Genomic DNA, 24,005 nt, shown 5'->3' on the forward strand with positions numbered 1-24,005 from the left:
CTTCCCACCTGGCTGAGCTTCACTTCCCACCTGGCTGAGCTTCAATGCCTCGACGCGCACCTTCAGYGGTACGCCGACGACATCAGGCACGTCAGACATCAAGGTAACGGCAACCGACATTGCAGGCCTCGCCACCAGCGAGACCTTCAGCATCAATACGGCCGCAGCGCCTGTGACCTATAGCTTGTTCAGCGCCACCAGCACACCCGCCCAGACGAACCTCAACGATGGCCAGCAACTCGAGCTCGGCGTCAAGTTCCAGGCAAACGTTGCCGGCGATATCACCGGCATCAAGTTCTACCGCAACGCCAACGACAACGGCCAGAACGTCGTCGACCTGTGGACGACCGGAGGCACCAAGCTTGCCACCGCCACCTATTCCGGTACCACCGGCAGCGGCTGGCAGACGGTGAACTTTGCAACCCCGGTTACCATCACCGCGGGCACTACCTATGTGGCGTCCTACCACACGACTGGTGCCTATGTGGCGACCGACGGCTTTTTCACAAGTGGCGTCACCAACGGTCCTCTGACGGCCCTCTCAAGTGCCGCCGCGGGTGGGAACGGCGTCTACAGCTATGGCGGGTCCGCGACCGCGGGTCTCTTCCCGACCAGCACCTTTGATTCGGCGAACTACTGGGCCGACGTGGTCTTCCGGCCGCAACTCGCAGCGTGATGGGTCGGCCGAAGTGAGAGGCCGACTTCAGATGCAATGAATGCAATGCAGGTTCTTGCCGCGGCAAATAGTCGTCGCAAATGCCGACATCGAAAGGATGCCGATGGAAGGAACAAAGAGGCTGCCGGTGACAGTGCTCGCCGGTTTTCTCGGGGCTGGCAAGACGGCACTCCTCAACCATGTACTGGCCAACCGCGAGGGCTTGCGGGTCGCCGTCATTGTCAACGACATGAGCGAAGTGAACATAGACGCCAGCCTCATTCGAGATGGCGGCTCCAACCTGTCGCATACGACGGAGACATTGGTTGAGCTGAGCAATGGTTGCATATGCTGCACCCTGCGCGACGACCTGTTGACGGAAGTGCGGCGACTGGCCGAGGAAGGGCGATACGACTATCTGTTGATCGAGGGAACTGGGATTGCCGAGCCACGCCCTATCGCGGCAACCTTTTCGTTCCGCGACGAAAACGGGATCTCCCTATCCGATTTTGCGAAACTCGACACGATGATTACCGTCGTCGACGCGGCAAGCCTTCTTGCCGACTACAGCAGCGCAGACCTGCTCCGTGATCGTGGCCTGGAGCGTGACAGCCAGGACCGGCGAACCTTTATTGACCTTTTGGTCGATCAGATCGAATTTGCCGACGTCGTGGTGATCAACAAGGTCTCGGACACGACCGAGGATGTTCGCACCGAGGTCCGCAGGGTGGTTGCGGCACTTAATCCGGATGCGCTCCAGGTGGAGACGGATTTCGGCAGGATTCCTCTCGCGACCGTTCTCGACACCGGTCGCTTCGATGAGGCAAAGGCTGCCGCCCACCCGTTGTGGCACAAGGAGCTCTACAGCCCAGGCACCCATGTTCCAGAGACGGAGGAGTATGGGGTGTCGAGCTTTGTATACAGAGCAAGGCGTCCCTTCGATCCCATGCGATTTCGCGCATTCCTGGATGAGCCCTGGGCGGGCGTCATTCGCGCAAAGGGCCATTTCTGGCTTGCCACGCGCCCGCGTCACGTGGGTCTGCTGTCGGCTGCCGGAGTGCAGCGGCGCTGCGAACCGATGGGGCTCTGGTGGGCAGCGGTGCCCCGGCAAGATTGGCCTGTCCATCCGCAGTTTCGTGAACGTCTGGAGAGCCACTGGGACAGCGCCTGGGGTGATCGTCGGCAGGAGCTGGTGTTCATTGGTGTGGGCATGGATGAGACAGGCGTTCGCGGCGCGTTGGACGAGTGTCTGGCCAGTGCGGATCCGCGGGACTGGTCCGCACTCGAAGATCCGTTTCCGGTTTGGTAGCGCGGGCGGCACTATTTGCTCGATGACCTCTCTGATACTTTCGATGTTCCGTCTGACACCATGCTCGAGAGCAATCCACTTGCATCGGCAATATATGGAAGTCTCCATCGCCCGTGGCCGAGCGACGATCGCGGCCTAACCTTCTGCGGGAGCCCGGCAACGCTCCCGGGGAATGGGTGGGCAAACACCATCAAGACACACCATCTTGAAAAATCGGGTGCAATCGCGAACATCTTGAACATGTACGATTTAGGAGGAAGACGGAGATGCCCGAGGCTGCCGTTGATGACAACAAACGCATGAATTTGCGGGTTTCACCGGAAGCGAAGGCCAAGCTCGTGCGCGCCGCTGCGCTGCGCAACACCAACCTGACCAACTTCGTGACCCAGGCCGCCTTACGCGAAGCCGAAGCCGTGATCGAGGCGGCGGAGGTCGTTCGCCTGACCGCGCGCGATCATGCGCGAGTGCTCGAGCTGCTGGAAAATCCGCCCAAGTCCAATGCGAAGCTGCGGGCGGCAATAGCAGGGTTGCCTGACACTCTATGACGCTGCCCTCCTGGAGAGAGGAAGCCATCGCGAAATCGCATCATCGTCAGTCCTTCGATTGCGGCGACCCAACGAAGAACGACTTTTTCCGACGCTATGCGCGTCAAAGCCACAAACAGAACGCCTCAAAGACATTCTGCGCGATCGACACTTCTGCGCCCAATCGTGTGTTGGGATCTACACGATCGCCCCCTTTTCCGTGGCACACACAGGCGTGCCGGCGTCGATATGTATGCGCTGCCGCATTCCGCATTTTTGTCTTTTCCAGCACAGCGCACAGCCGAGGTCGAGTTGAGGATCAACTCGACGGCTTCCGGTTTGACCTCCGCCTTGAGCGGGCGCAATTCGCGCAAAGGGCCATTTCTGGCTTGCCACGCGCCCGCGCCATGTGGGTCTGCTGTCGGCTGCCGGAGCGGAATGACGGACGTTGTCGGAGACCATGTTCAATTGCCTGTAGGATCGCGATACGACGGGATCTCGCCAGGATCGGCGAACTGAACGTTGTCGTATTCGGATGATCCTGAACATCCCGCGAACCATACCAGGGCGATCGATTAGATCATCGACTTGCAATATATTTAAATGCTATTATATTGGCATTAACTTCCAAATAATGCGATTAGGTGATAATATGTTCACATTTAACATGTCGTCTCCGGTGGAAGTTATTCGAGGCTTGGCGGACAGAATGAAGCGCCGGCGGATCGAGCACGGATTGACCCAGCGGGAACTGGCGGCAAGATCGAATGTCTCGTACGGGTCGTTGAGACTATTTGAAGAAAGTGGAAAAATCTCCCTCGAGAGTCTCGTGAAAATTGCCTTCGCCCTTGAGGCCGAGGCTGAGTTCGAGCGATTGTTTCCGAGTCGGCCGCCGCGGAATATCGATGATGTCGTTGATCGTCCTCTTAGGCAGCGGGTGCGCAGGAAATGAAGTTCAAACCAGTCCAGCAGATGAACGTCTATCTGAATCTCGAAGGGAATGAGCAGAAGCTCGGCACGCTCGCTTGGAGCGGCAAGGAACGGAGGGCCTACTTCGAGTACTCGGCAGAGTTTCTCGCAGCACCCCTTTTGATTTCACCATTCCATATGATGGCCGCCACTGGATTGATTGCAGCGCCTCGCGATCCGTTTGACGGGCTCCATGGGCTCTTCAACGACAGCCTGCCTGATGGTTGGGGTCGTCTATTGCTTGACCGCCGTCTCCAGCGAGCGGGCATCGACTATACGCAGCTCACTCCTATCGACCGTCTCTCGGCAGTGGGAAGAACGGGAATGGGCGCGCTGACATACGTTCCCGATTTGCCGGACGATCGGAAACAACCGACCGACGCTGACCTCGACTGGTTCGCTGATCAAGTGGAGTTGGTGCAGACAGAAATGGACGTCGCTGACATCGATAGCTTGCAGGGCGCGCAAGGTGGATCCGCAGGTGCACGACCAAAGATTATGATCGCCTTCAACAAGGCCGAGAATACCTGCGTTTTGGACTACGGCCGGCCGTTGGATCCGGGATTTGAAAGATGGATGGTCAAAGCGCCCAGTTCTAACGATCCGGGGGAGATCGGTGCCGAAGAAAAAGCCTATGCGCTCATGGCGGCAGCTGCAGGGCTGGAGATGGCCGACACCCAGCTATTCGACACCCGGAAGGGAAGGCGGCTTTTTGCAACGAAGCGTTTTGACAGGATACCTGCCGGTAGGCTTCACATGCACACGGCAAGCGGTCTGTTGAATGCCAGCCATCGCGAGGCCTCTCTCACCTACGAGCAACTTCACAAGCTTACCCATATGATGACCCGCGACGCCGCAGAAGTCCTCAAGATGTTTCGAAACATGGTGTTCAATGTATATGCCAAGAATCGCGACGACCATGCGAAGAACCACGCATTCCTTATGGACGGGAATGGTCGTTGGTCATTAGCACCTGCATACGATCTTACCTTTTCGTCCGGACCAGGCGGAGAGCACAGCGCGGCAATAGCTGGGGAAGGTAGAAACCCTGGCATGTCTCACCTCTTGGCGGTCGCCAGAGGGGCTTCGATCTCGGATCAAGACGCTCGGTATGTTATAGAGCAGGTGCGAACGGCCGTAGACCGGTGGCCGCAGTTTGCTGACAAAGTCCGGCTATCCAAATCCCGTACTGCTGAACTCGACAAATTCTTGAACGGCAATCGGCCGGCTCAGACGCTTCGCGTGCACTACGATCGGAATGACTACAGCATTTCCAGGCCAACACGAGCGGCCGAAAATCGTAAGCGATGATGATACGGGTGGCTTCAGCCCCAAGCGTTGAATTCCGCCTATGAGGTGTGGCGGTTGCTACCTTACTGCGAGAATTCGTCGCAATCGTTCAGGGCGATACCGACACTGCAAGGACGCTGGAACTTGCTGCTAGTCAAGCAGGCGCTGTGGTTTTTCTTTCTCCGGGTTTTCGCGCGCGACGTTTCGGTGTGAGGTCATTCATACATCGCCGATGGCGAAGGACGAAGCGGACGTCCGCGGCGATGGTTGCCGTTGTCCTCCGGAGTGAGGGCGACTTGGAGCAATGGCGGGAACGCCCACGAAGGATATTCGAGAGGTTCCAACCGAGGCTGAACTGGCGGTGCTTGATAACCCGTCGGATAGTCGGCGGTAAATCTACGGCGGGTTTGCACCGCTCGGTGGGCAAGGACTGACACGCGCCTTCAGCGTCTGCTGTGAGGTCTGCCTTTTAAAGGTTTGTGTAAGGGTCGCTGACCTTCGCCACGACCTCGATTTCCGAGATCCGTATCTTGGGAGAATCTAGAATCTGCTCTTTAACTTCCGACTTGCCCTTGACGTTTCCGCAGCTTTTTGGAAATGCTAAGATGTCAGACCAATTTCAGGTCGACTGCCTATAAGAATTCTGGGGAACCATGAAGGCACCACGCAGCGACAGGCCGGTTATCCGGCCGCTTCCGGCCATGGATCGGGCACGTCAGGTGACCGACGCACTGGCCGAGTATGTTCAGAGCGCGCAATTGAGGGCAGGCGATCGCCTGCCGGCGGAGCGCGAGCTGATGGCGGCGCTGATGGTGGGCCGTTCGACGATCCGCGAAGCGATCCGTCATTTCCAGGCGCTCGGCGTCATCGAAACCCGAAAGGGCAGCGGAACTTACCTGCTGAAACCGGTTTCGAAGGCGACAATCCATATGCCGCTGTCGCTTGATACCGGCCATCTGCGTAACGCTCTTTTGCAAACGCTCGAGGTGCGTCGCGGGATCGAGTGCGAGGCCTGCATGGTCGCTGCACGCAAGCGGACCGACAAGGATCTCATCCTGATCGAGCAGAACCTCGACGAGATGGAGCGCGTCCACATAGAGAAAGGCACGTCGGGGCCCGAAGACCTTGCCTTCCATCTGGCGATCTACGATGCCACCCACAATCCGCTTTTCCGCCAGCTTCTCGAGCAGATGCGCGAGACATTCTGGCAGTTCTGGGAGCATCCCTTCGAGCGCGAGGACTTCGCCCGCCGCTCGTTTCCCTTTCACCGCACGCTCTTCAACGCGATCGCTGCCCGGGACGCCGAGGCCGCGCGTGAAGAGACACTGAAGATCCTCGGGGTCGTCGAGGAAGATATCAAGGAAATGTCGAAATGAACAACGGCGCAGACGCGTTCGATCTTGCCTCGCTCATCACAGCACACGACGAAGGAAACTTCGCCGAAGCCGTCGTGCCACCGATCTTTCAGACGTCGCTTTTTACCTTTTCCGACTATGACGACATGATCTCCTCCTATCGGGGCGAAAAGGTCCGGCCGATCTATACACGCGGCCTCAACCCGACCGTCCGCATGTTCGAGGAGATGCTGGCAAAGCTCGAGGGCGCTGAAGATGCGCTCGGCTTTGCAAGCGGCATGGCAGCGATTTCCTCGGCGGTGCTCTCCTTCGTCGAGCCGGGCGACCGGATCGTTGCCGTCAAGCACGTCTATCCCGATGCTTTCCGCCTGTTCGGCACGATCCTGAAGCGCATGAAGGTCGAGGTGACCTATGTCGATGGTCGCGATGAAGAGGCTGTAGCCAAGGCGCTGCCCGGCGCCAAGGTCTTCTACATGGAAAGCCCGACGAGCTGGGTGATGGAAGCCCATGATGTCGGCGCGCTCGCGGCCCTCGCCAGGAAGCATGGCGTTGTCACCATGATCGACAATAGCTGGGCGAGCCCATACTTCCAGCAGCCGATTTCACTCGGCGTCGATATCGTCATCCATTCGGCCTCGAAATACCTCGGCGGCCACAGCGACGTCGTGGCCGGTGTCGTTGCCGGCTCGAAGGAGATGATCGCCCGCATCAAGGCAGAGGCCTACCCCTATCTCGGCGGCAAGCTCTCGCCGTTTGACGCATGGCTTCTGATCCGTGGCCTGCGCACATTGCCGATCCGTATGCGAGCGCATGAGGCGGCCGCGATGACGATCGCCAGGCGCCTGCAGGAACTCGACGTGGTGGAGACCGTCTGCCATCCGGGCCTTGCCAACCGGCTTCCGGCTGGCCTCAACGGCACGTCGGGCCTGTTTTCCTTCATATTCCGCGAGGGCGTCGATATCCGCGCCTTCGCCGATCACCTCAAGCTCTTCAAACTGGGAGTGAGCTGGGGTGGGCATGAAAGCCTGATCGTACCAGGCGAGGTCGTCCTTCAGCAGAAGGCGCAACCGAATTCCGCGCATACCTTCGGGATCCATGCGCGGTCAGTACGCCTTCACGTCGGCCTCGAAGGAACTGAGGCGCTGTGGAAGGACATCGAGGCGGCATTGGCGGTCGCCTCTTGAGTTGACAACCTGAAAAACCTGAAAAGGGGGAGCAAGCATGAAAAGACTGATCACCGCCACTCTACTCGCCACGATGATGGCCGGTACGGCGCTCGCCGATACCACGCTGAAACTGGTCGAAGTCATCACCAGCCCCGAACGAACCGAGACCCTGAAATCGATCGTCGGCAAGTTCGAGGCCGCAAACCCCGGCACCAAGGTCGACATCATCTCGCTGCCCTGGAACGAAGCCTTCCAGAAGTTCGCGACCATGGTCTCGGCGGGCGACACGCCAGACGTGATGGAAATGCCCGACACCTGGCTTTCGCTCTATGCCAACAACGGCATGCTCGAAAGCCTCGAGCCTTACCTTGCCAAATGGGAGCACACCAAGGGCTTGACGCCGCGCGCCCTTGAACTCGGCCGCGACGTCAAGAACACCGCCTACATGCTGCCCTACGGCTTCTACCTGCGTGCGCTGTTCTACAACAAGAACCTCTTCAAGGAAGCCGGCGTTTCCGAGCCGCCGAAGACGCTTGACGATTTCGTCGCAGCTTCCGAAAAGGTCTCCAAGCTCCCGGGCAAGTCCGGTTACTGCCTGCGCGGTGGTCCGGGCGGCCTGAACGGCTGGGTGATGTTCGGCGCGACGATGGCGGGCTCCAACAAGTTCTTCAACGAGGACGGCACCTCGACCATGAACAGCGAAGGCTGGGCAAAGGGTCTCGAATGGGTTGTCGATCTCTACAAGAAGGGCCTGACGCCGAAGGACAGCGTCAACTGGGGCTTCAATGAAACCGTCGCCGGCTTCTACTCAGGCACCTGCGCGATGCTCGACCAGGATCCGGACGCGCTGATCGCGGTTGCCCAGCGCATGAAGCCGGAAGATTTCGGCGTCACCAAGATGCCGGTCGGCCCGAGCGGCAAGGGCTTCACGACTATCGGCTTTGCCGGCTGGTCGATGTTTAACACCAGCCAGAACAAGGATCTCTCCTGGAAGCTGATCGAGACACTTGAATCGCCTGAGGGCAACATCGAGTGGAACAAGCGGACGGGCGCACTTCCGGTTCATACCTCTGCCGAGAAGGATCCCTTCTATGCGGGCGATCAGTTCAAGGGTTGGTTCGAGGAGCTGGCCGATCCGAATATCGTTCCGACCGTGATGCCGACCTACCTCGAAGAGTTCGCCTTCTTCAAGGATTCGCTCGCGATCAAGACGACCCAGCAGGCGCTTCTCGGCGACATCACGCCGAAGGAACTGGCTGACCAGTGGGCAGATTATCTGACCAAGGCACAGCAGAAGTTCCTCGCCAAGAAGTAACGGACCACCGGCGGCGGACCTGTCCGCCGCCTCCTTCCCTGTCTTGCGACGGCGCAACAAGCGCCGCAAAACGGATTTTGTCTGATGACCATGACTGCCGATACGCTGGAAAGGCGCCAGGACCGACGCCCCTGGCTGAAGCGCGTCGCCGATGCCTCCGAACCCTATCTCTACAGTGCGCCATCGCTGGTCCTGATCATTGCGGTGATGCTGGTGCCACTGGTGATCGGGGTGTCCTACGCGTTTCGTGACATCCAGCTGCTCAATCCCTTTTCGGGCGGCTTCATCGGGCTCGACCATTTCCGTGCACTCTCGCAAGATGCCGCTTTTTACGGTGCCTTGAAGAATACGCTGTTGTGGACGGGCGCCTCCGTCCTGCTGCAGTTCATCTTCGGCCTCATCCTCGCGCTTCTGCTCGACAAGCCGTTCTGGGGCAGGGGTGTCGTGCAGGCTCTGGTCTTTCTGCCCTGGGCTGTCCCTTCCTTCCTCGCCGGTCTGAACTGGGCCTGGCTCTTCAATCCCGTGATCGGGCCAATCCCGCACTGGCTGTTTGCGCTGGGGCTGATGAGCGAGCCTGCCAACATCCTTTCCGATCCGCACCATGCGATGTGGGGACCGATTATCGCCAATGTCTGGTGGGGCATCCCGTTCTTTGCGATCACCCTGCTTGCCGCACTGCAGGCGATCCCGCGCGATCTCTATGAGGCAGCCTCCATCGACGGCGCCGGCTGGTTCCAGCGGTTTCGTTCGATCACTTTGCCCTTCCTCGCGCCGACGATTGCCATCACCGTGCTGCTGCGCACCGTCTGGGTCTCCAACTTCGCCGACCTGATCGTCGTCATGACCGGCGGCGGACCGGCCGACCGGACGCAGATCGTCGCGAGCTACATCTTCACGCAGGCCTTCAAGCGCCTGGACTTCGGCTATGCCTCGGCAATAGCACTGGTGCTGCTCGTCCTACTGCTCGCCTACTCGATGCTGATCATCCTGCTGCGGCAGACCCTGCTGAACAAGGATTGATGCCATGAAGCGATCCCTTCTCCCCACCATCGCGCATCGCCTGGCCATTCTCTGCTACATCATCTTTGCGCTGTTTCCGCTGTTCTGGCTCCTCAAGGTGTCGGTGACGCCGAACGACCTGCTCTATACGGAAGGCGTCCGGATGTGGCCTTCACGGACGACCTTTGAACATTATTCCTTCGTCATCCAGCACAGTGCCTTCCCGACCTTCTTCAAGAACAGCCTGATCGTGTCGGCCTCGACCGCCGTCGTCGTGACAATCTGCGCTTCGCTTTCGGGCTATGCGCTGTCGCGCTTCAACTTCCGGGCGAAGTACTGGATCGTCGCCTTGATGCTGCTGACGCAGATGTTCCCGCTTGTCATGCTGGTTGCGCCGATCTTCAAGATCCTGACGCCACTGCACCTGACAAACAGCCTGACCGGTCTCGTCGTCGTCTACACCGCCTTCAACGTGCCCTTTGCCACCTTCCTGATGCAGTCGTTCTTCGACGGCATTCCGAAGGATCTCGAGGAGGCAGCGATGATCGACGGCGCAACGCAGTTTACGGCCTTCCGGCAAATCATCCTGCCCCTGACGTTGCCCGGCATCGCCGCAACGCTGGGCTTCGTCTTCACCGCTGCGTGGAGCGAACTGCTCTTTGCTCTCATGCTGATCAACGGCAACGACGCGGCGACCTTCCCGGTCGGGCTTTTGACCTTCGTTTCCAAATTCTCCGTGGATTTCGGGCAGATGATGGCGGCGGGCGTGCTCGCGCTCATCCCGGCCGGTCTCTTTTTCCTGCTCATCCAGCGTTATCTCGTCCAGGGCCTGACGGCCGGCGCGGTCAAGGGTTAATCAAAATGGCATCGATCGATATCCAGAACGTCAAGAAGGCCTATGGCCCCGTCAAAGTGCTGCATGACGTCGACCTCAGGATCAAGGACGGCGAGTTCGTCGTGCTTGTCGGCCCGTCGGGCTGCGGCAAGTCCACCCTGCTGCGCATGATCGCTGGCCTCGAGGACGTTACCGGCGGCGAGATCCGCATTGCCGGCAATCGTGTCAACGAGCTGCATCCGAAGGACCGCGACATCGCCATGGTGTTCCAGTCCTACGCGCTCTATCCACACATGAATGTCGCCGGCAACATGAGCTACAGCCTGAAGCTTCGCAAAACCGCCAAGGAAAAGATCGCCAGCGCCGTCGGTGCTGCCGCCTCCAAGCTCGGCCTCGACCCGCTGCTCGAACGCCGGCCGAAGGCGCTTTCGGGCGGCCAGCGCCAGCGCGTCGCCATGGGCCGTGCCATCGTGCGCCAGCCGAAAGCCTTCCTCTTCGATGAGCCGCTGTCGAACCTCGACGCGCGCCTGCGCGAACAGATGCGCGCGGAAATCAAGAAACTGCATGGCGACCTGAAGGCGACCTCGATCTATGTCACCCACGATCAGATCGAGGCGATGACGCTCGCTGACAGGATCGTTGCCATGCATGGCGGTGTCGTGCAGCAGGTCGGCAGCCCGCTCGAACTCTACGATACTCCTGCCAACCTCTTCGTCGCCGGCTTCATCGGCTCGCCAGGCATGAATTTCCTGGACGCGACCTACATAGACGGCGGGGTCCGCCTGAAGGACGGAACAGTTGTCCCGCTCGCTGCGCCGCTATCGCTGACAAACGGTGCCAAAGTGACGCTCGGCATTCGTCCGGAGCATGTTGTGATTGCCAGCGAAGGCGGTCTGAACGCGAACGTCGAATTGGTCGAGCCGACCGGTTTCGGCATCATCCTGCACCTGTCGCTGCACGGCCTGCCATTCAAGATCTTCACGCTCGACCGGGCCGCGTTGACATCCGGCCCGACAATCAACGTCTCGTTCCCCGCGCAGCATCTGCACGTCTTCGATGCCGATGGAACCAGGGCGAAGTAGGGCGAACAGCCTCAGCCGTGGGCGAGGCTGCCGCGCAGAACGGCGTTATCGAGGTCCGGCCTCGGCGTCGGAATGGCGACTGGTATCACCGCGTCGGTGCTGACAGGCACGACAGCTTCCGTCGGTGCCGGAGCAGTGGGTTCCGTTCCCAAGGTCGCCACCGTTCCGGGCATCGGGATCGGCACAGGGACCGTCGTCGGAACAAGCGCTTCGAACTGCGCCGGCATCCTGCTGCGGCCCGGCAGATAGTTCATTGCGACTTCATATGCGGGCAAGGGTGCCGGCGTCTGCAGCTCGCCGTCCCGGCCACGCTTCTCATAGAACGCATTGCCGCCGGCAATCGTCACGTAGTGCATGTTGCGATATGGAAACGACAGACCGTCCGTGTGAAAGAACATCGCGTCCTTGACGCCCGGATGCCGTTCGCCACGCAAGATTGCGTCAGCGGCGTCTGCCAGTTCAATCTCGGCCACAGGCTCGACTTCGCGCGTCATCACGCCAGGTGCGAACTGCCTCTGTTGGGCGACGACACCGCAGATTGAATCGGGATAGGCGCCCGACGTCAGACGGTTCATGACCACGGTTCCGACCGCCATGTAGCCGTCGCGATCAGAATGCTCGGATTCGAAGTACATTGCCCGCTTCAGGCAATCGCGATCCTTGGCCGTATAATTGAAGGTAACTTTGGATGATTGCGCCGCGTGCGCCGCATTCCTGGGCTTGGTGGCGTCGCTCACCACCTTCGAAGCCGGTTGCTGTGCGGTCGTGCAGCCTGCAGCAGCCACGCCCGCGAGCAAAATCCAGGCGAGAGATTTTCCCAACGATATATGCGCCCTCAATGTCAGGTGCCCCCTATTTAGAGTAGTAAGCCCTTCTCGATTAAGTGATCGCTTTTTTACCTGCGTTTCAGGTAAATTTCAAACCCAATTAGTATCACAATTTGATTTGGCCGCCTTTTGCCCGGCTGCACAGGCTGATTCGCACTCCTACCATCCACCGAAAACAAACAGATCTTCCATCGCCGGTAATGACCGCCAGGCGGATGCAACCACCGAAATCGGCCCGCGTGGCATGCTGATTCGTACCGCTATCGACCGCGTGGACCGTCACTATGAAACTGGCCGGAACAACTTCCACCGTGTCGGTCTGAAGGCGATCCGCGTCCGATCGAGCGCCCCTGCCTGCGAAGGCGACAGTTCGAGTTCGATGGGCGGATGTCCCTTGCCGATGTCGACCTCGATGTGGCGCGTGCCGGCAACGCGTCGGCTTGTCGTCAGCAGACCGGCGATGCAGCCGCCGCAGCCGTCCCGCAACTCGATATCGTGCGGCCGGAAGTAAAGCTGGGCGTCTCCATCCGCTTCGCTCTCGACCTTCAGCCCGAGCGGCCGATCCTCGAACCAGATCTCGCCGCCATTGACCCGCACGTCGAGACAGTTCGACTGTCCGACAAAGCCAAAGACGAAGGGCGAGTTTGGGTTGTCGTATACCTCGTCGGGTGTTCCGATCTGCTCGATCGCGCCCTGGCTCATGACGACCACGCGGTCGGCAAGCTCCATTGCCTCGTCCTGGTCGTGCGTGACGAAGACGGTGGTGTGGCCGGTGCGATCATGGATCTCGCGCAGCCATTTTCGCAGGTCCTTGCGCACCTGGGCGTCGAGCGCGCCGAAGGGCTCGTCAAGCAGAAGCACGTTCGGCTCAACCGCCATGGCGCGTGCAAGCGCCACGCGCTGACGCTGGCCGCCGGAAAGCTGGGCAGGATAGCGCTTCTCCAGGCCGGAGAGCTGAACGAGGTCGAGAAGCTCCAGAGCCCGCCTGCGGATCTCAGCCTTGGGCGGACGCCGCTTACCATCGCGCACTTTCAGGCCGAAGGAGACATTGTCGAGCACGGTCATATGCCGGAAGAGGGCATAATGCTGGAACACGAAGCCGATATTGCGCTGCTGCACGGTCTTTTTCGATGCATCCTCGTCGCCGAAATAGATCGACCCTTCTGTCGGGCTCTCGAGACCGGCAATAAGACGCAGCAAGGTCGTCTTGCCAGAACCGGACGGTCCGAGCAGCGCAATAAGTTCACCGGAATGTATGTCGAGCGAGACGTCGTGCAGCGCCGGAAAACGGTCGAATTCCTTGCGCAGGTTTTGTACGCGAACTTCCATTCTAATTCCTTCAGTGCCGTCGGCTGGCGGCGATTTCTTCACTGTATCGCATCTCGAGCAGCGTCTTTAAAACAAGGGTCACGAGCGCAAGCAAGGCAAGCAGGGTGGCGACGGCGAACGCGCCGGTGAAATTGTACTCGTTATAGAGAATTTCCACCTGCAGCGGCATGGTGTTCGTCTGTCCCCGGATGTGACCGGAGACCACAGAAACGGCGCCGAACTCACCCATGGCGCGGGCGTTGCAGAGCAGCACGCCGTAGAGCAGACCCCATTTGATGTTCGGCAAGGTCACATGCCAGAAGGTCTGCCAGCCACTGGCCCCGAGCGATATCGCCGCCTCTTCGTCACCCGTCCCCTGTTCCTGCATCAGGGGGATCAGCTCGCGCGCCACGAAGGGAAAGGTGACGAACATGGTCGCGAGAATGAGCCCCGGAACGGCAAACAGGATCTTGATGTTGTAGGCGCTCAGCCAATGACCAAGATAGGTATTGGCACCAAGCAACAGGACGAAGACCAGGCCCGAAATGACCGGCGAGACCGAAAAGGGCAGGTCGATCAACGTTGTCAGAAGAGCCTTGCCCTTGAACTCGAACTTGGCAATCGCCCAGGCGGCCGCCACTCCAAAAGACAGGTTGAGAGGCACGCTGACACCCGCGACGATGAGGGTCAGGCGAATGGCGGAAAAGGTCTCCTCGTCCTGGAGCGCCTCGAGGAACGGTCCGGCGCCCTTGCGGAAGGCTTCGACGAAAACGGCTGCCAGGGGCAGAAGCAGGATCAGCGTCAGGAAAGTGAGAGAGACAAGGATCAGCGTCCACCGCGCGAACCGGTGCTCGGTAACGGCGGAGCGCACCTTTGTCGGAGCGACGGTATCAAGTGCCATAACCATATCTCCGTCTGCTCCAGCTCTGGATGAGGTTGATGATCAGCAACATGGCAAACGAGATGACCAGCATCACGGCCGCAATGCCCGTCGCAGCTGCATAATTGTATTCTTCGAGCTTGATGACGATCAGAAGCGGCGCAATCTCCGACCGGAACGGAAGATTGCCGGCAATAAAGATCACCGAGCCATACTCGCCAACGCCGCGGGCGAAGGCGAGCGCAAAACCCGTCAGGACAGGTGGGGCAAGGCCCGGCAGCAAAACGCGGAAGATCGTCTGCAGACGCGTGGCGCCAAGCGTTGCGGCAGCTTCTTCCACCTCCTTGTCGATCTCCTCCATGACGGGCTGGACCGTGCGCACGACGAAGGGAAGGCCGACGAAGACCAGGGCAATGACGATACCAAGCGGCGTGAAGGCGATCTTGATGCCGAGTGGTGTCAGGAACTGGCCGATCCAGCCATTCGGCGCATAAAGTGTTGCGAGCGCAATACCGGCCACGGCGGTCGGCAATGCAAACGGCAAATCGACCATGGCATCTATGATGCGCTTGCCAGGGAAACGGTAGCGCACGAGCACCCAGGCCAGAACGACGCCGAAGGCGGCATTGAGGCAGGCGGCTGCGAAGGCGGTTCCAAAGCTGATGCGAAGAGCACTCAGCGTTCGAGGATCGAAGGCGATGGCCAGGAATTTTGTCCAGCCGAGCTCGCTCGACCGCCAGGCAAGGCCCGAAAGCGGAATGAGGATCAGAAGGGTGAGCCAGGTCAAGGTAAGGCCGAGCGCCATTCCAAAGCCTGGAATGACGCTCGGCCGTCTGAACCGCCACCGCGTGGGGCTATATGCTTTCATGCGACGTATTATTGTGCCGGCTTGTAGATTTGGTCAAATACGCCGCCATCGCCGAAGAATTTCGGCTGCGCGTCCTTCCAGCCGCCGAAATCATCGATTGTCGCCAGCTTCAGGTTCGGGAAGCGCGCAATGTCTGCCTTGTCGGCAGCTTCAGGCTTGATCGGCCGGTAGAAGTGCTTGGCAGCAATCTTCTGGCCTTCGTCCGAATAGAGATAGTTCAGATAGGCTTCAGCGAGCTTGCGGGTGCCCTTCTTGTCGACGTTGCCGTCAACGACGGCGACCGGGGGGTCCGCGCGGATCGAGAAGGCCGGGGTGACGATCTCAAACTGGTCGGGACCGAGTTCTTCCAGGGAGAGATAGGCCTCGTTCTCCCAGGCAAGAAGGACGTCGCCGAGGCCGCGCTGCACGAAGGTCGTTGTCGCGCCGCGCGCACCGGTGTCGAGTACCGGGACATGCTGCAGGAGCTTTGTTACATATTCCTGTGCCTTGGCGTCATCGCCGCCATTGGCCTGCTTGGCCCATGCCCAGGCGGCCAGGAAGTTCCAGCGCGCGCCACCCGACGTCTTCGGGTTGGGCGTGATGACCTGGACATCATCCTTCACAAGATCAGCCCAGTCCTTGATACCCTTCGGATTGCCCTTGCGCACAAGGAAGACGATCGTGGAAGTGTACGGCGTCGAGTTGTTCGGGAACTTCGTCTTCCAGTCGGCAGGGATCTTTCCAGTCTTCTTGGCAATCGCATCGATATCGCCCTCGAGGGCGAGGGTTACGACATCGGCATCAAGCCCGTCGATGACAGAACGCGCCTGTGCGCCAGAGCCACCATGAGAAGCCTTGACGGTGACCGCTTCACCGGTGTCCTTCTGCCACTTCGCAGCGAAGGCGGCGTTGAAATCCTTATACAGTTCTCTCGTCGGATCGTAGGATACGTTGAGAAGCGTCTGATCCGCGAGTGCGGGAGCGACAGCCCCGATTGCGACGCTGCCTGCCAGCGCCACAGCCGCGAGAAGCCGTGTGATCCTTATGGACTGCATGGAAACCTCCTTCGTTGATGGCCGAAACTCTACCAAGTCAGTCGTATAATGAAACGAAGAATGTTTCTGTTCCTCCCTCAACTCTGGAATGGCATCCCATTTGGAAGCCACTTTGGAAATGGACTTGCTCCCTTGGGCACGCCGAACCTTCAGGTGCACCCGTGAACACGGCCCGTCTGCGGTCGCTTATCCTCATCGATATCGCCTGAATCGGATCGGATGCACCGGCTGGCGGGTTCACCGAGCGGCGAGAAGCCGAAGCTGTCGCCAGCAACGAGGCGAACTATGGTCGAGAGGCATTCGGTGCGATCCTGTCTGCCGGGTCCGGGCGGCAGCCTGGGCCCGCGGCGTTGGAACACCGAGCCAAATCGGAGAGATCTACCGGTTCGTCAAAGACGCGAATCCGCCAGGAAATCAGAATAGAGTTCTTCGACGGTCCTGGCCTTGCGCATGGCTGCAAGAACCCCCGGCGCCTGCAGCTGACGCGCGATTGCCGCCAGCACGTTCAGATACTCGCCGCGGTTGGCCTCGCCAAACAGAAGCGCGAAGGCAATGTCTGTCGGCACGTCGTCGACGGCCTCGAAATCCAGTGGCCGCGCAAAGCGCACGAGCAAGCCACGCGGATGTGTCAGCCCTTCGACGACAGCGTGCGGAACGGCGACACCATTGCCGATCCCCGTCGATCCAAGGCTCTCACGGCTCTCCAGAGCCTGAAGTATCTTCCTCTCCTCGACATGGAAGGCGATGGCGGCTTTCTCAGCAATATTCGCCAACGCCTTCCATTTCGTCGCCACCGACACGCCGATGAAGGTGTGCTCGGGACGGATGATCATCGAAAGGTCCATGAAGTCTCTCTTGTCGTTCGTGCGGGCGGGTCCGGGGTCGGCCATGACTGTCGCTGTCGCCAGCCGGTTTCGTGGATCGCCTGGCTCCGCGTTCATAGGCTCAGACGGGATAAAGGTTCGAGCGTGATAAACGACTACAAATATAAGGACGGCATAAAGATCACCCAAGCTTCCAACCACTGATCGAGGAAAATTCAGGCAAGCGCCCAGTTTCTAGAAATGAATTGATCGGCGGTTCCCGGTGGACCATCGTCAGCGATAAATCTCGTCACCTCCGGCTGATCAGATCTCAAACAAAATGAGCATTTGAACTTTTCTTGAGCAAAAGCCTTCTAGGTCCAATTGAATGCGAAGGCTTCGGATCATATAGTCCGTCCAAAGCCGCCGCGCCCAGACAAGAGCGGGCGCCAACCGGGAAGGAAACACACAAATGGCCAAAGTCCGCGCGCTGGTGCTCGAGCGCCAGCATGAACTCGCGCTTCGCGACATCGATTTGCCAATGGAGACAGGCCCGGGACAGGTGAAGATCAGGATCCATACCGTCGGGGTTTGCGGTTCCGATGTGCATTACTACACCCATGGCAAGATCGGTCCCTTCATCGTCAACGAGCCAATGGTGCTCGGACACGAAGCGGCCGGCACCGTCGTCGAGGTCGGCGCCGGCGTCACGCATCTGAAAGTCGGCGACCGCGTCTGCATGGAGCCCGGTATCCCCGACCCCAACTCCAAGGCGAGTCGCCTTGGAATGTACAATGTCGACCCGGCCGTTACCTTCTGGGCCACTCCGCCGGTCCACGGGGTGCTGACATCAGAAGTCGTGCATCCGGCCAATTATACCTACAAGCTTCCTGATGGCGTCAGCTTCGCCGAAGGCGCCATGGTCGAGCCCTTCGCGGTCGGCATGCAGGCCGCAGCCAAGGCGAAGATCAGCCCCGGCGATACGGCTGTCGTGCTTGGTGCCGGTCCGATTGGCACGATGGTGGCGATTGCCGCTCTTGCCGGTGGGTGTGCTCGCGCTGTCGTTGCTGATCTGGCCCAACCAAAGCTCGACATTGCCGCCCAATATCAGGGTGTCATCCCGGTCAATATCCGCGAGAGGAACCTCGTCGAAGAAGTGGCACGCCTGACGGATGGCTGGGGCGCTGATGTGATCTTCGAATGCTCCGGCTCGCCAAAGGCCTGGGAAACCATCATGGAACTGCCCCGTCCGGGCGGCGTCATCGTCGCCGTCGGTCTGCCGGTCAATCCGATCGGCTTCGATGTCTCGACGGCCTCGACAAAGGAAATCCGCATCGAGACGGTGTTCCGCTACGCACACCAATACGAGCGTTCGATTGCGCTGCTCGGCTCCGGCCGTGTCGATCTCAAGCCGCTGATCTCGGAGACATTCAGCTTCGAGGATTCCATTGCCGCCTTCGATCGCGCCGTCGAAGCGCGTCCGAGTGACGTGAAGCTGCAGATCGTGATGGGGTAGGGCGACGTTTTCGCAGGCTCTATTGCGTTCATTTCGGCGCGAACCTGCTGCGGCGCCGACATCGATATTGCGATTTACCTACTGCGACAGAACTCCCTCGGCGTCGCTCCAGGCGCATTCGAATGCCAGCACCGGCTTCGAAAAGCCCTTGAGACGTCGGCGCGCTGCGTTGGCGAAAAGATCGGAGGCTCCGTGCTCCCTGAAGATATTCTCCGATACGAGTATCTGATCGACTCCGGCTGCCGCACAGAGCCGAGCGGCGAGCTGCACCGTCGAGCCGAAGAGATCGTGGCTGTCTTCGATCGGCTCGCCGCAATCAAGGCCGATACGAACGTGAATGGGTTCCGGCGTTCCGCTGTTATAGCTGGTGAATTCGCGCTGGATGCTCATGGCACAGCCAACGGCGGCGTGCGTCGAAACGAACGAGGCCATGATCCCGTCGCCGGTATGCTTCACTTCCCGACCCTCGCATTGTGCCAGGCAACGGCGCACGATCGCATCATGCGCTCGCACCAGTTCCGCAGCCATGCGGTCGCCAAGGCGTGATGTCATCTCCGTCGAGCCCACGATATCGGTAAACAGGATCGCCCTGTGCCCGGCATCCCTTTCGGCACCGGGCTGGCCGGCCTTCTGCTCGGGCTCGTGAATGCGCCCAAGGAATGCCTCGACCGCCGACAACGCCACCTCGACCACTTCACCGGCGACAAATCCATGTGCCTCGCGATGCACGCATTGCGCAGTCTCGGCGTCCGGCGCATCGATAAGGCAGAACGCCGTTCCGCGCCGCTGGTCATACCAATAGGTGAGGAACTTCACCCCATACCGATCCTCGACAGCCAGATCCCTGCGATGCGCCTCGGCTATATCTTCGGCGGATGTCCCCGCAAGATCATGCCGGTCCATGAAGATAGCCACGTGCGTGCGTCCTTCGGAGAGCCCCTCAGCATTGGCGGCATCTTACGCCGTTGGCACCGTCAGGTCCACCTGAGGGGATGGTGTCGCGTCAGCGGGCGCCCCAGGACGCCTTGCTGACAGGGGCCGGCCGCTGGATACTCACACCGCAGATCGCGGAAAACATGGCCGCTGGCCGACGTCAGAAGACGCAGCCTCGTGCCTCAAGCCGCATCTTTCTTCTCAATATGATTTCGTTGCTTTTGCCTGAGTTTTTCGCTTTTGCAATCAGCTTTGCGCAAGCCTTCGGACTGAGCCTGGATTGACTGTCAGGCGCAACATATCCGCTTTGTTGTTGCGGGGCAGTGGGCGGAGCAGCAAGAACCGGATTAAAGGTGAGTGCGGCCACGGCACTGAACGCGATCCCAAATACCAGGTGCTTTTTCAACGCGACCTCCCTATTCGATTGGTTTTTGAGGATAGGTTGCAAGCCCGCCTTTGACCGTCAGTCGTGGTAAAACAGGGCGTTCCAGCTATCCTGCACTCATTTTTTCGACTTCGCGGAATACTGACTGGTCAAGTTTCCGCCTAGGTTCGAATTGGATAGCGGCCGGTAGCGCTCGGCGAGCCGTGTCGCTTTCTCACTTTGCCGAAACTTCAGATAGGGTTCCAGCCATGCGATCTGGAAGGCTTCGAGTTTTTCCTTGCCAGTCGAAAATGTCTGTTCAGTGCCTGCCTTGGCCGCAGCCAGCTCTGGCTTCTGGAGTGCGGACAGCGTGAAATCAACGATCCGGTCGAGCTTGCCCTGGCACACGCTGAAACTGTCGTTGAACTTCGCATTGAGGAGTGCCGCATTGACGACAAGAGGACCCACCGCATGAAGCTGGTAATGGAGCGCCTTGTCGCCCCGCTTCATCTCCAAGGGCAGTCCGCCGTCATCGTCTGCCGAGCATATGACCATCTCATTCGTCTTCGCGCCCCAACTGGAAAGCTGGTCATTGTCGGTCGCAACGCCGATCTGGCCGACGGCGAGGCCTGCCCAGGCCCGCAAATTGTTTCGCGAAGCCATTTTCGGCGCGTCTTCATCGAAGAATGTCATGAGCTCCACGCCGAGAGACTGAAGCCAGGTTTCGATTGCCTTCTTCTGTTCGTCGTCGGGCGGCGTGACGGCCTTCGCGTCGTAGTAGGATATTGCCATTCCCGCCACGCGCGGCGAGATCGCAAGCTTGGCATTGAGCGTGCCGAGGTCGGAAAGTGCGCCGGCATCCGCCCAACTCGACAGCGCACGATACAAACAGCGGTTCGTTTCGTCCCGCGTCGAAGCCTTCGGCGACTGGTCGGAAAGATTTGCCAGGCTCCTGACATAGACGTCGATCGGCTTCAACGCCTTGTCGACAGCCGCATCTGCATTCTCGTCGATGTCGGAACGAGACTTGTCATTTCTTTCATATCGGCTGCCCAACTCCAGGCTGACCACAGGTTTTCCGACGCTTGGGCACTTTACGGCCGCCAGCGCGAAGGGCGGTGCAGCAAGCAGGCCCATTGTCATGATGATAGATGGCAACTGCCACTTTCGGCGCGGATCGGCGTGACCTTCGCATGGTGTCCAAAACCGAATGGTTTGCATGTCAATTGGCCTTCATTGTCATGACAACGAGCATTTCCTTCGCCTCCTTGTTGCCCAGGCTTGCCGCCTTTTCGAGCCACGTCCTGGCCAGCGAGAGGGATGGGGTGGTGCCGATACCGAACGCGTAGTTTCTGGAAAGCAGCACCATTGCTTCAACGTCACCCTTGCCGGCTGCCTTTTGGAACATGTCCTGGGCGACCACCGCGTCTTCGGGACCGTCCATCCTGGCAAGCTGGAGCTTGCCGAATTCCCTCATACCGACGGGATCGCCGGCTGCGGCTGCATCGTGAAACAGTGTCGCCAGGTTCACGCGCGCCAACACCTGCTGCTGTATGGCCTTGTGTGATCGCTCAAGCCGCGACAAGCTGTCAAGAATCTGCGCAGGCGAAGCCTTGCTGATTGTGGCCACCATCAGGTCGACCGCCTTTTCCTGGGAGTAATTGGCGCCCGCGGCGTCCAGGTAGGCCTTCAGCAGATACTGCTGGGCCTTTGCGTCGCCGCCCAAGGCCGCGACTTCAAACAGCCGCATGGCATTGGTCTGCATATCGGGCTGTGGGATCCGCTGGAAAGTCTCGCCGAGCAGTCTTGATCTCCACGGCTTTCCTGCAGAAAACGCCTCTGCAACCGTCATCCATTTGACGGCGTCCGCCGCCTGATTGAAGGAGAAATAGGCGCTGGCCATCGAAAGTGCCGAGTCGAAAGAGCAATCGATTCTACCCGCCGCCCGGGCAAGATAGCTCCGTTTTTGTTCGACGTCGGAAACCTGTCCGGCCGCAAAGATCATTGCCTCCGTATCACCGCGGGCTTCGATAGCGTCGCTATACTCCCGGTAGACGTCGGCAGCCGATGTCGACGGGCCCGACTTTGTTGCAAGAAGCTGCATGGCGGCTCCCGATCCGCCTGCCGCTTCGGCATGAAGGAAATCTCCCGCCGTCTTAACCAGTTTCGCGTCTTGACCAAGCGAGGTCAGGATAAGATCGGCGGCGGCTGTCTTTGCGCCCCGGCCGCCGGCTTGCGCCGCTTCCAGCAGCATTTTCAAGGCAGCCTTCTTGTTGTCTACGCCGTCGTCCGCCTGCAGCATTAAAACTGCGTAGGCGGTCTTCGCGTCGGGATTTTGCGCAACGCGTTTTTCCCATTCGCCGATCGCCTCCGGGGTAGCCTTCGACGTCTTGAGATACCAGAGATATCCCGCGATGAAATTGGATTGCCCGTTCAAGGCGCCCGACTGCAGGCTCGCCGTTTCGGCGGTGCTGGGATGCTCGACAAGATCTCCGATGGTCTTGACGGACCACCCGGCATTGAGTGCTTCTTTTGCATTCGCCGACCAGTATTGGGCCTTCTCGATCTGCGGACCGTCGGGGGCATGGCAAAGGTAGGCATCTCGAAGGTCGGCCATCGTGTCCGTCCGGCCATAGCTATCAAGCAATTCGAGAAGCAGATTTATGCCCTCGTCGAACTGACCGTCGGTGGAACTGTGTTGAAGACGGATCAGAGCCAAACTGCGGATTGATGTCATATCCCGGCGCTCGGCGCCCTTTTCGAAAAAGTCGGTCGCTGTTTTCTCTGCCCGCCAGTAGCCGCTTTCCTCGATGGCGAGATTGCCAAGCTTGGCAAAAGTCCAGCCTGGTGGGTCCGGGAGTGCAGCGAGTTCATTCAATGCGTGGCGGTATTTTTCGCGCGCCCCCTGCTGATCGGTGTCTTCGTAGAGATTTGCAAGTTTGATCAGGCTGTTTCGATGACCCGCGGCGACGGCAAGCTGATAGTAATACTCGGACTTGGCCAGATCCTTTGGAACAATCGCCCCAACCTCATAGAGGTGCCCGAGTTCAGACTGCGCGGCAACCACGCCCTTGTCAGCGGCAAATTGGAGATAGTGAATCAGCAGATTGTTGTCCTTGGTAATCTCGGAACTGTCGAGATGGTAACGGGCAACATTCCAGGCTGCGTTTCCATCTCCAAGATCGGCCGCAAACCGCAACCACGCCTCAGAAATACGGCGATCGGCGGCGACCACTTCTCCCTTTTCGTACTCCCGGGCGATCCGCGTGACGCGGTCACATATTCCGTTGTCGAGCTTACCAACCATCGCGCCAAAGGCCATCGTTACGGCCAGCGACGGATCGACACTCCAGCCCTGGATCTGCTGACCCTCGAGATTTCTCTTGGCCAGCTCCAGTAGGGCGTTCGGGTTGCCGCCGTAGGCGGCTGCCACGAGATAGGAAAGGGCCTTCTTCTCATCCTGCTTTGCGCTTACACCATCAAGCATCAGTTCAGCAGCAAGATAGAGGCTCTTCGGGGTGTTCGCCTCGGCGCGATTGATCAGCTGTTCGACCATCTTGCTCTGACGCAGCTCGTCAGTCTTTCCGGCGCGCAGGTAGAGTGTAATCTCCTCAGCGGCAACATCGTCTGCCTTCATTCCGGGATCGATCGTGGGCAGAAGTTCGATCATCCGTTTTATGATCGGAAAATACTGTTGCGGGTCGATGTCGCGCAGGCGCTGAGCCTCCCTCAGAACAAGCCAAGGCTGTTGCTTCGGCAGCGCCTTTCTGTCCCAGGCAAGCCAGCGTCCGACGACATCGCTGTCCTGTGAGCGCTGTTCGCAAATGGGTTTCAACTCGATCGCCGGAGGCAGAAACTCAACGGCGACCGGCTTTGCAACAGCGGGTGCGGCCCCCAAAACGGCAACCACGCCCGCTGCCACACCGAGATGGCCGATCCACAGAACTGAGAAACGCAAACGCCCGGTCACGAT

General features: G+C 59.5%; 21 protein-coding genes and 1 pseudogene. 12 read left to right on the forward strand and 10 right to left on the reverse strand.

Features of this window, described 5'->3' with window-relative positions; genetic code table 11:
- Window positions 1-19: 19 nt before the first annotated feature.
- The 11 genes and pseudogenes from AC1DPR_RS26485 to AC1DPR_RS26535 all read left to right on the forward strand — a co-directional run.
- A pseudogene (locus AC1DPR_RS26485) lies at window positions 20-676 on the forward strand (DUF4082 domain-containing protein); the annotation flags it as partial.
- A 103-nt stretch (window positions 677-779) separates the two neighbouring features.
- Window positions 780-1,964 (forward strand): CobW family GTP-binding protein, encoded by a 1,185-nt coding sequence (locus tag AC1DPR_RS26490; RefSeq protein WP_113470891.1) that lies wholly within the window; start codon window positions 780-782, stop codon window positions 1,962-1,964.
- Window positions 1,965-2,176: 212 nt separating this feature from the next.
- Window positions 2,177-2,509, forward strand: coding sequence for a type II toxin-antitoxin system TacA family antitoxin (locus AC1DPR_RS26495; protein ID WP_477817532.1), 333 nt, complete (start codon window positions 2,177-2,179; stop codon window positions 2,507-2,509).
- 688 nt (window positions 2,510-3,197) lie between these two features.
- Window positions 3,198-3,440, forward strand: coding sequence for a helix-turn-helix domain-containing protein (locus tag AC1DPR_RS26500; protein ID WP_477817533.1), 243 nt, complete (start codon window positions 3,198-3,200; stop codon window positions 3,438-3,440).
- Window positions 3,437-4,768 carry a type II toxin-antitoxin system HipA family toxin gene (locus AC1DPR_RS26505; protein ID WP_477817513.1) on the forward strand — a complete coding sequence of 444 codons (1,332 nt, stop codon included), beginning with the start codon at window positions 3,437-3,439 and terminating at the stop codon, window positions 4,766-4,768. The genes AC1DPR_RS26500 and AC1DPR_RS26505 overlap by 4 nt, the downstream gene beginning before the upstream one ends.
- 632 nt (window positions 4,769-5,400) lie before the next feature.
- On the forward strand, window positions 5,401-6,123 hold the full coding sequence (locus AC1DPR_RS26510) for a FadR/GntR family transcriptional regulator (protein WP_113163569.1): 723 nt from the start codon (window positions 5,401-5,403) through the stop codon (window positions 6,121-6,123).
- Complete coding sequence (locus AC1DPR_RS26515) at window positions 6,120-7,286, forward strand: PLP-dependent transferase (protein ID WP_018855411.1); 1,167 nt, start codon at window positions 6,120-6,122, stop codon at window positions 7,284-7,286. Before AC1DPR_RS26510 ends, AC1DPR_RS26515 begins: the two co-directional genes overlap by 4 nt.
- Window positions 7,287-7,323: 37 nt before the next feature.
- The gene (locus AC1DPR_RS26520; protein ID WP_018855412.1) at window positions 7,324-8,583 is read left to right on the forward strand and encodes an ABC transporter substrate-binding protein; all 1,260 of its coding nucleotides are present in this window, start codon (window positions 7,324-7,326) and stop codon (window positions 8,581-8,583) included.
- Window positions 8,584-8,667: 84 nt separating this feature from the next.
- Window positions 8,668-9,603, forward strand: a complete 936-nt coding sequence (locus AC1DPR_RS26525; protein ID WP_025658302.1) for a carbohydrate ABC transporter permease — start codon at window positions 8,668-8,670, stop codon at window positions 9,601-9,603.
- A gap of 4 nt (window positions 9,604-9,607) precedes the next feature.
- Window positions 9,608-10,438, forward strand: coding sequence for a carbohydrate ABC transporter permease (locus AC1DPR_RS26530; RefSeq protein WP_018855414.1), 831 nt, complete (start codon window positions 9,608-9,610; stop codon window positions 10,436-10,438).
- A gap of 5 nt (window positions 10,439-10,443) precedes the next feature.
- Window positions 10,444-11,499: an ABC transporter ATP-binding protein gene (locus AC1DPR_RS26535; RefSeq protein WP_477817514.1), complete on the forward strand. Its 1,056-nt coding sequence runs from the start codon at window positions 10,444-10,446 to the stop codon at window positions 11,497-11,499.
- A gap of 11 nt (window positions 11,500-11,510) precedes the next feature.
- On the opposite strand, the gene AC1DPR_RS26540 is transcribed toward AC1DPR_RS26535, so the two are convergent.
- From AC1DPR_RS26540 to AC1DPR_RS26565, 6 genes are all read right to left on the reverse strand, one after another.
- Window positions 11,511-12,338 carry a cell wall hydrolase gene (locus AC1DPR_RS26540; RefSeq protein ID WP_477817515.1) on the reverse strand — a complete coding sequence of 276 codons (828 nt, stop codon included), beginning with the start codon at window positions 12,336-12,338 and terminating at the stop codon, window positions 11,511-11,513.
- 270 nt (window positions 12,339-12,608) lie between these two features.
- A complete protein-coding gene (locus AC1DPR_RS26545) occupies window positions 12,609-13,655 on the reverse strand; it encodes a sulfate/molybdate ABC transporter ATP-binding protein (RefSeq protein ID WP_477817516.1) in 1,047 nt (348 codons plus the stop codon).
- Window positions 13,656-13,665: 10 nt separating this feature from the next.
- Complete coding sequence (gene cysW / locus AC1DPR_RS26550; protein ID WP_018855418.1) at window positions 13,666-14,535, reverse strand: sulfate ABC transporter permease subunit CysW; 870 nt, start codon at window positions 14,533-14,535, stop codon at window positions 13,666-13,668.
- Complete coding sequence (gene cysT / locus AC1DPR_RS26555; protein ID WP_025658308.1) at window positions 14,525-15,382, reverse strand: sulfate ABC transporter permease subunit CysT; 858 nt, start codon at window positions 15,380-15,382, stop codon at window positions 14,525-14,527. Before cysT ends, cysW begins: the two co-directional genes overlap by 11 nt.
- Window positions 15,383-15,390: 8 nt before the next feature.
- Window positions 15,391-16,416, reverse strand: coding sequence for a sulfate ABC transporter substrate-binding protein (locus AC1DPR_RS26560; protein ID WP_018855420.1), 1,026 nt, complete (start codon window positions 16,414-16,416; stop codon window positions 15,391-15,393).
- Window positions 16,417-16,805: 389 nt separating this feature from the next.
- Complete coding sequence (locus AC1DPR_RS26565; RefSeq protein ID WP_018855421.1) at window positions 16,806-17,261, reverse strand: PTS sugar transporter subunit IIA; 456 nt, start codon at window positions 17,259-17,261, stop codon at window positions 16,806-16,808.
- Between the two features lie 430 nt (window positions 17,262-17,691).
- Between AC1DPR_RS26565 and AC1DPR_RS26570 the strand changes: the two genes are divergently transcribed.
- On the forward strand, window positions 17,692-18,735 hold the full coding sequence (locus tag AC1DPR_RS26570) for an NAD(P)-dependent alcohol dehydrogenase (protein ID WP_477817517.1): 1,044 nt from the start codon (window positions 17,692-17,694) through the stop codon (window positions 18,733-18,735).
- Window positions 18,736-18,813: 78 nt separating this feature from the next.
- On the opposite strand, the gene AC1DPR_RS26575 is transcribed toward AC1DPR_RS26570, so the two are convergent.
- From AC1DPR_RS26575 to AC1DPR_RS26590, 4 genes are all read right to left on the reverse strand, one after another.
- Complete coding sequence (locus AC1DPR_RS26575; RefSeq protein ID WP_477817518.1) at window positions 18,814-19,650, reverse strand: nickel-binding protein; 837 nt, start codon at window positions 19,648-19,650, stop codon at window positions 18,814-18,816.
- Window positions 19,651-19,828: 178 nt separating this feature from the next.
- Entirely contained in the window at window positions 19,829-20,074 is a 246-nt protein-coding gene (locus tag AC1DPR_RS26580) for a hypothetical protein (protein WP_156828717.1), read from the reverse strand.
- A 96-nt stretch (window positions 20,075-20,170) separates the two neighbouring features.
- A complete protein-coding gene (locus tag AC1DPR_RS26585; protein WP_477817519.1) occupies window positions 20,171-21,190 on the reverse strand; it encodes an alginate lyase family protein in 1,020 nt (339 codons plus the stop codon).
- A 64-nt stretch (window positions 21,191-21,254) separates the two neighbouring features.
- Window positions 21,255-24,002 (reverse strand): tetratricopeptide repeat protein, encoded by a 2,748-nt coding sequence (locus AC1DPR_RS26590; protein WP_477817520.1) that lies wholly within the window; start codon window positions 24,000-24,002, stop codon window positions 21,255-21,257.
- Window positions 24,003-24,005: the final 3 nt, after the last annotated feature.

This window comes from Rhizobium sp. 01T417 (assembly GCF_056398905.1).

What these genes read in the sequence shown, in the direction of transcription:
- AC1DPR_RS26490 (WP_113470891.1), top strand. Translation starts at nt 780, where the DNA reads ATGGAAGGAACAAAGAGGCTGCCGGTGACAGTGCTCGCCGGTTTTCTC.
- AC1DPR_RS26500 (WP_477817533.1), top strand. Translation starts at nt 3,198, where the DNA reads ATGAAGCGCCGGCGGATCGAGCACGGATTGACCCAGCGGGAACTGGCG.
- AC1DPR_RS26505 (WP_477817513.1), top strand. Translation starts at nt 3,437, where the DNA reads ATGAAGTTCAAACCAGTCCAGCAGATGAACGTCTATCTGAATCTCGAA.
- AC1DPR_RS26510 (WP_113163569.1), top strand. Translation starts at nt 5,401, where the DNA reads ATGAAGGCACCACGCAGCGACAGGCCGGTTATCCGGCCGCTTCCGGCC.
- AC1DPR_RS26515 (WP_018855411.1), top strand. Translation starts at nt 6,120, where the DNA reads ATGAACAACGGCGCAGACGCGTTCGATCTTGCCTCGCTCATCACAGCA.
- AC1DPR_RS26520 (WP_018855412.1), top strand. Translation starts at nt 7,324, where the DNA reads ATGAAAAGACTGATCACCGCCACTCTACTCGCCACGATGATGGCCGGT.
- AC1DPR_RS26525 (WP_025658302.1), top strand. Translation starts at nt 8,668, where the DNA reads ATGACCATGACTGCCGATACGCTGGAAAGGCGCCAGGACCGACGCCCC.
- AC1DPR_RS26530 (WP_018855414.1), top strand. Translation starts at nt 9,608, where the DNA reads ATGAAGCGATCCCTTCTCCCCACCATCGCGCATCGCCTGGCCATTCTC.
- AC1DPR_RS26535 (WP_477817514.1), top strand. Translation starts at nt 10,444, where the DNA reads ATGGCATCGATCGATATCCAGAACGTCAAGAAGGCCTATGGCCCCGTC.
- AC1DPR_RS26545 (WP_477817516.1), bottom strand. Translation starts at nt 13,655, where the DNA reads ATGGAAGTTCGCGTACAAAACCTGCGCAAGGAATTCGACCGTTTTCCG.
- cysW (WP_018855418.1), bottom strand. Translation starts at nt 14,535, where the DNA reads ATGGCACTTGATACCGTCGCTCCGACAAAGGTGCGCTCCGCCGTTACC.
- cysT (WP_025658308.1), bottom strand. Translation starts at nt 15,382, where the DNA reads ATGAAAGCATATAGCCCCACGCGGTGGCGGTTCAGACGGCCGAGCGTC.
- AC1DPR_RS26560 (WP_018855420.1), bottom strand. Translation starts at nt 16,416, where the DNA reads ATGCAGTCCATAAGGATCACACGGCTTCTCGCGGCTGTGGCGCTGGCA.
- AC1DPR_RS26565 (WP_018855421.1), bottom strand. Translation starts at nt 17,261, where the DNA reads ATGGACCTTTCGATGATCATCCGTCCCGAGCACACCTTCATCGGCGTG.
- AC1DPR_RS26570 (WP_477817517.1), top strand. Translation starts at nt 17,692, where the DNA reads ATGGCCAAAGTCCGCGCGCTGGTGCTCGAGCGCCAGCATGAACTCGCG.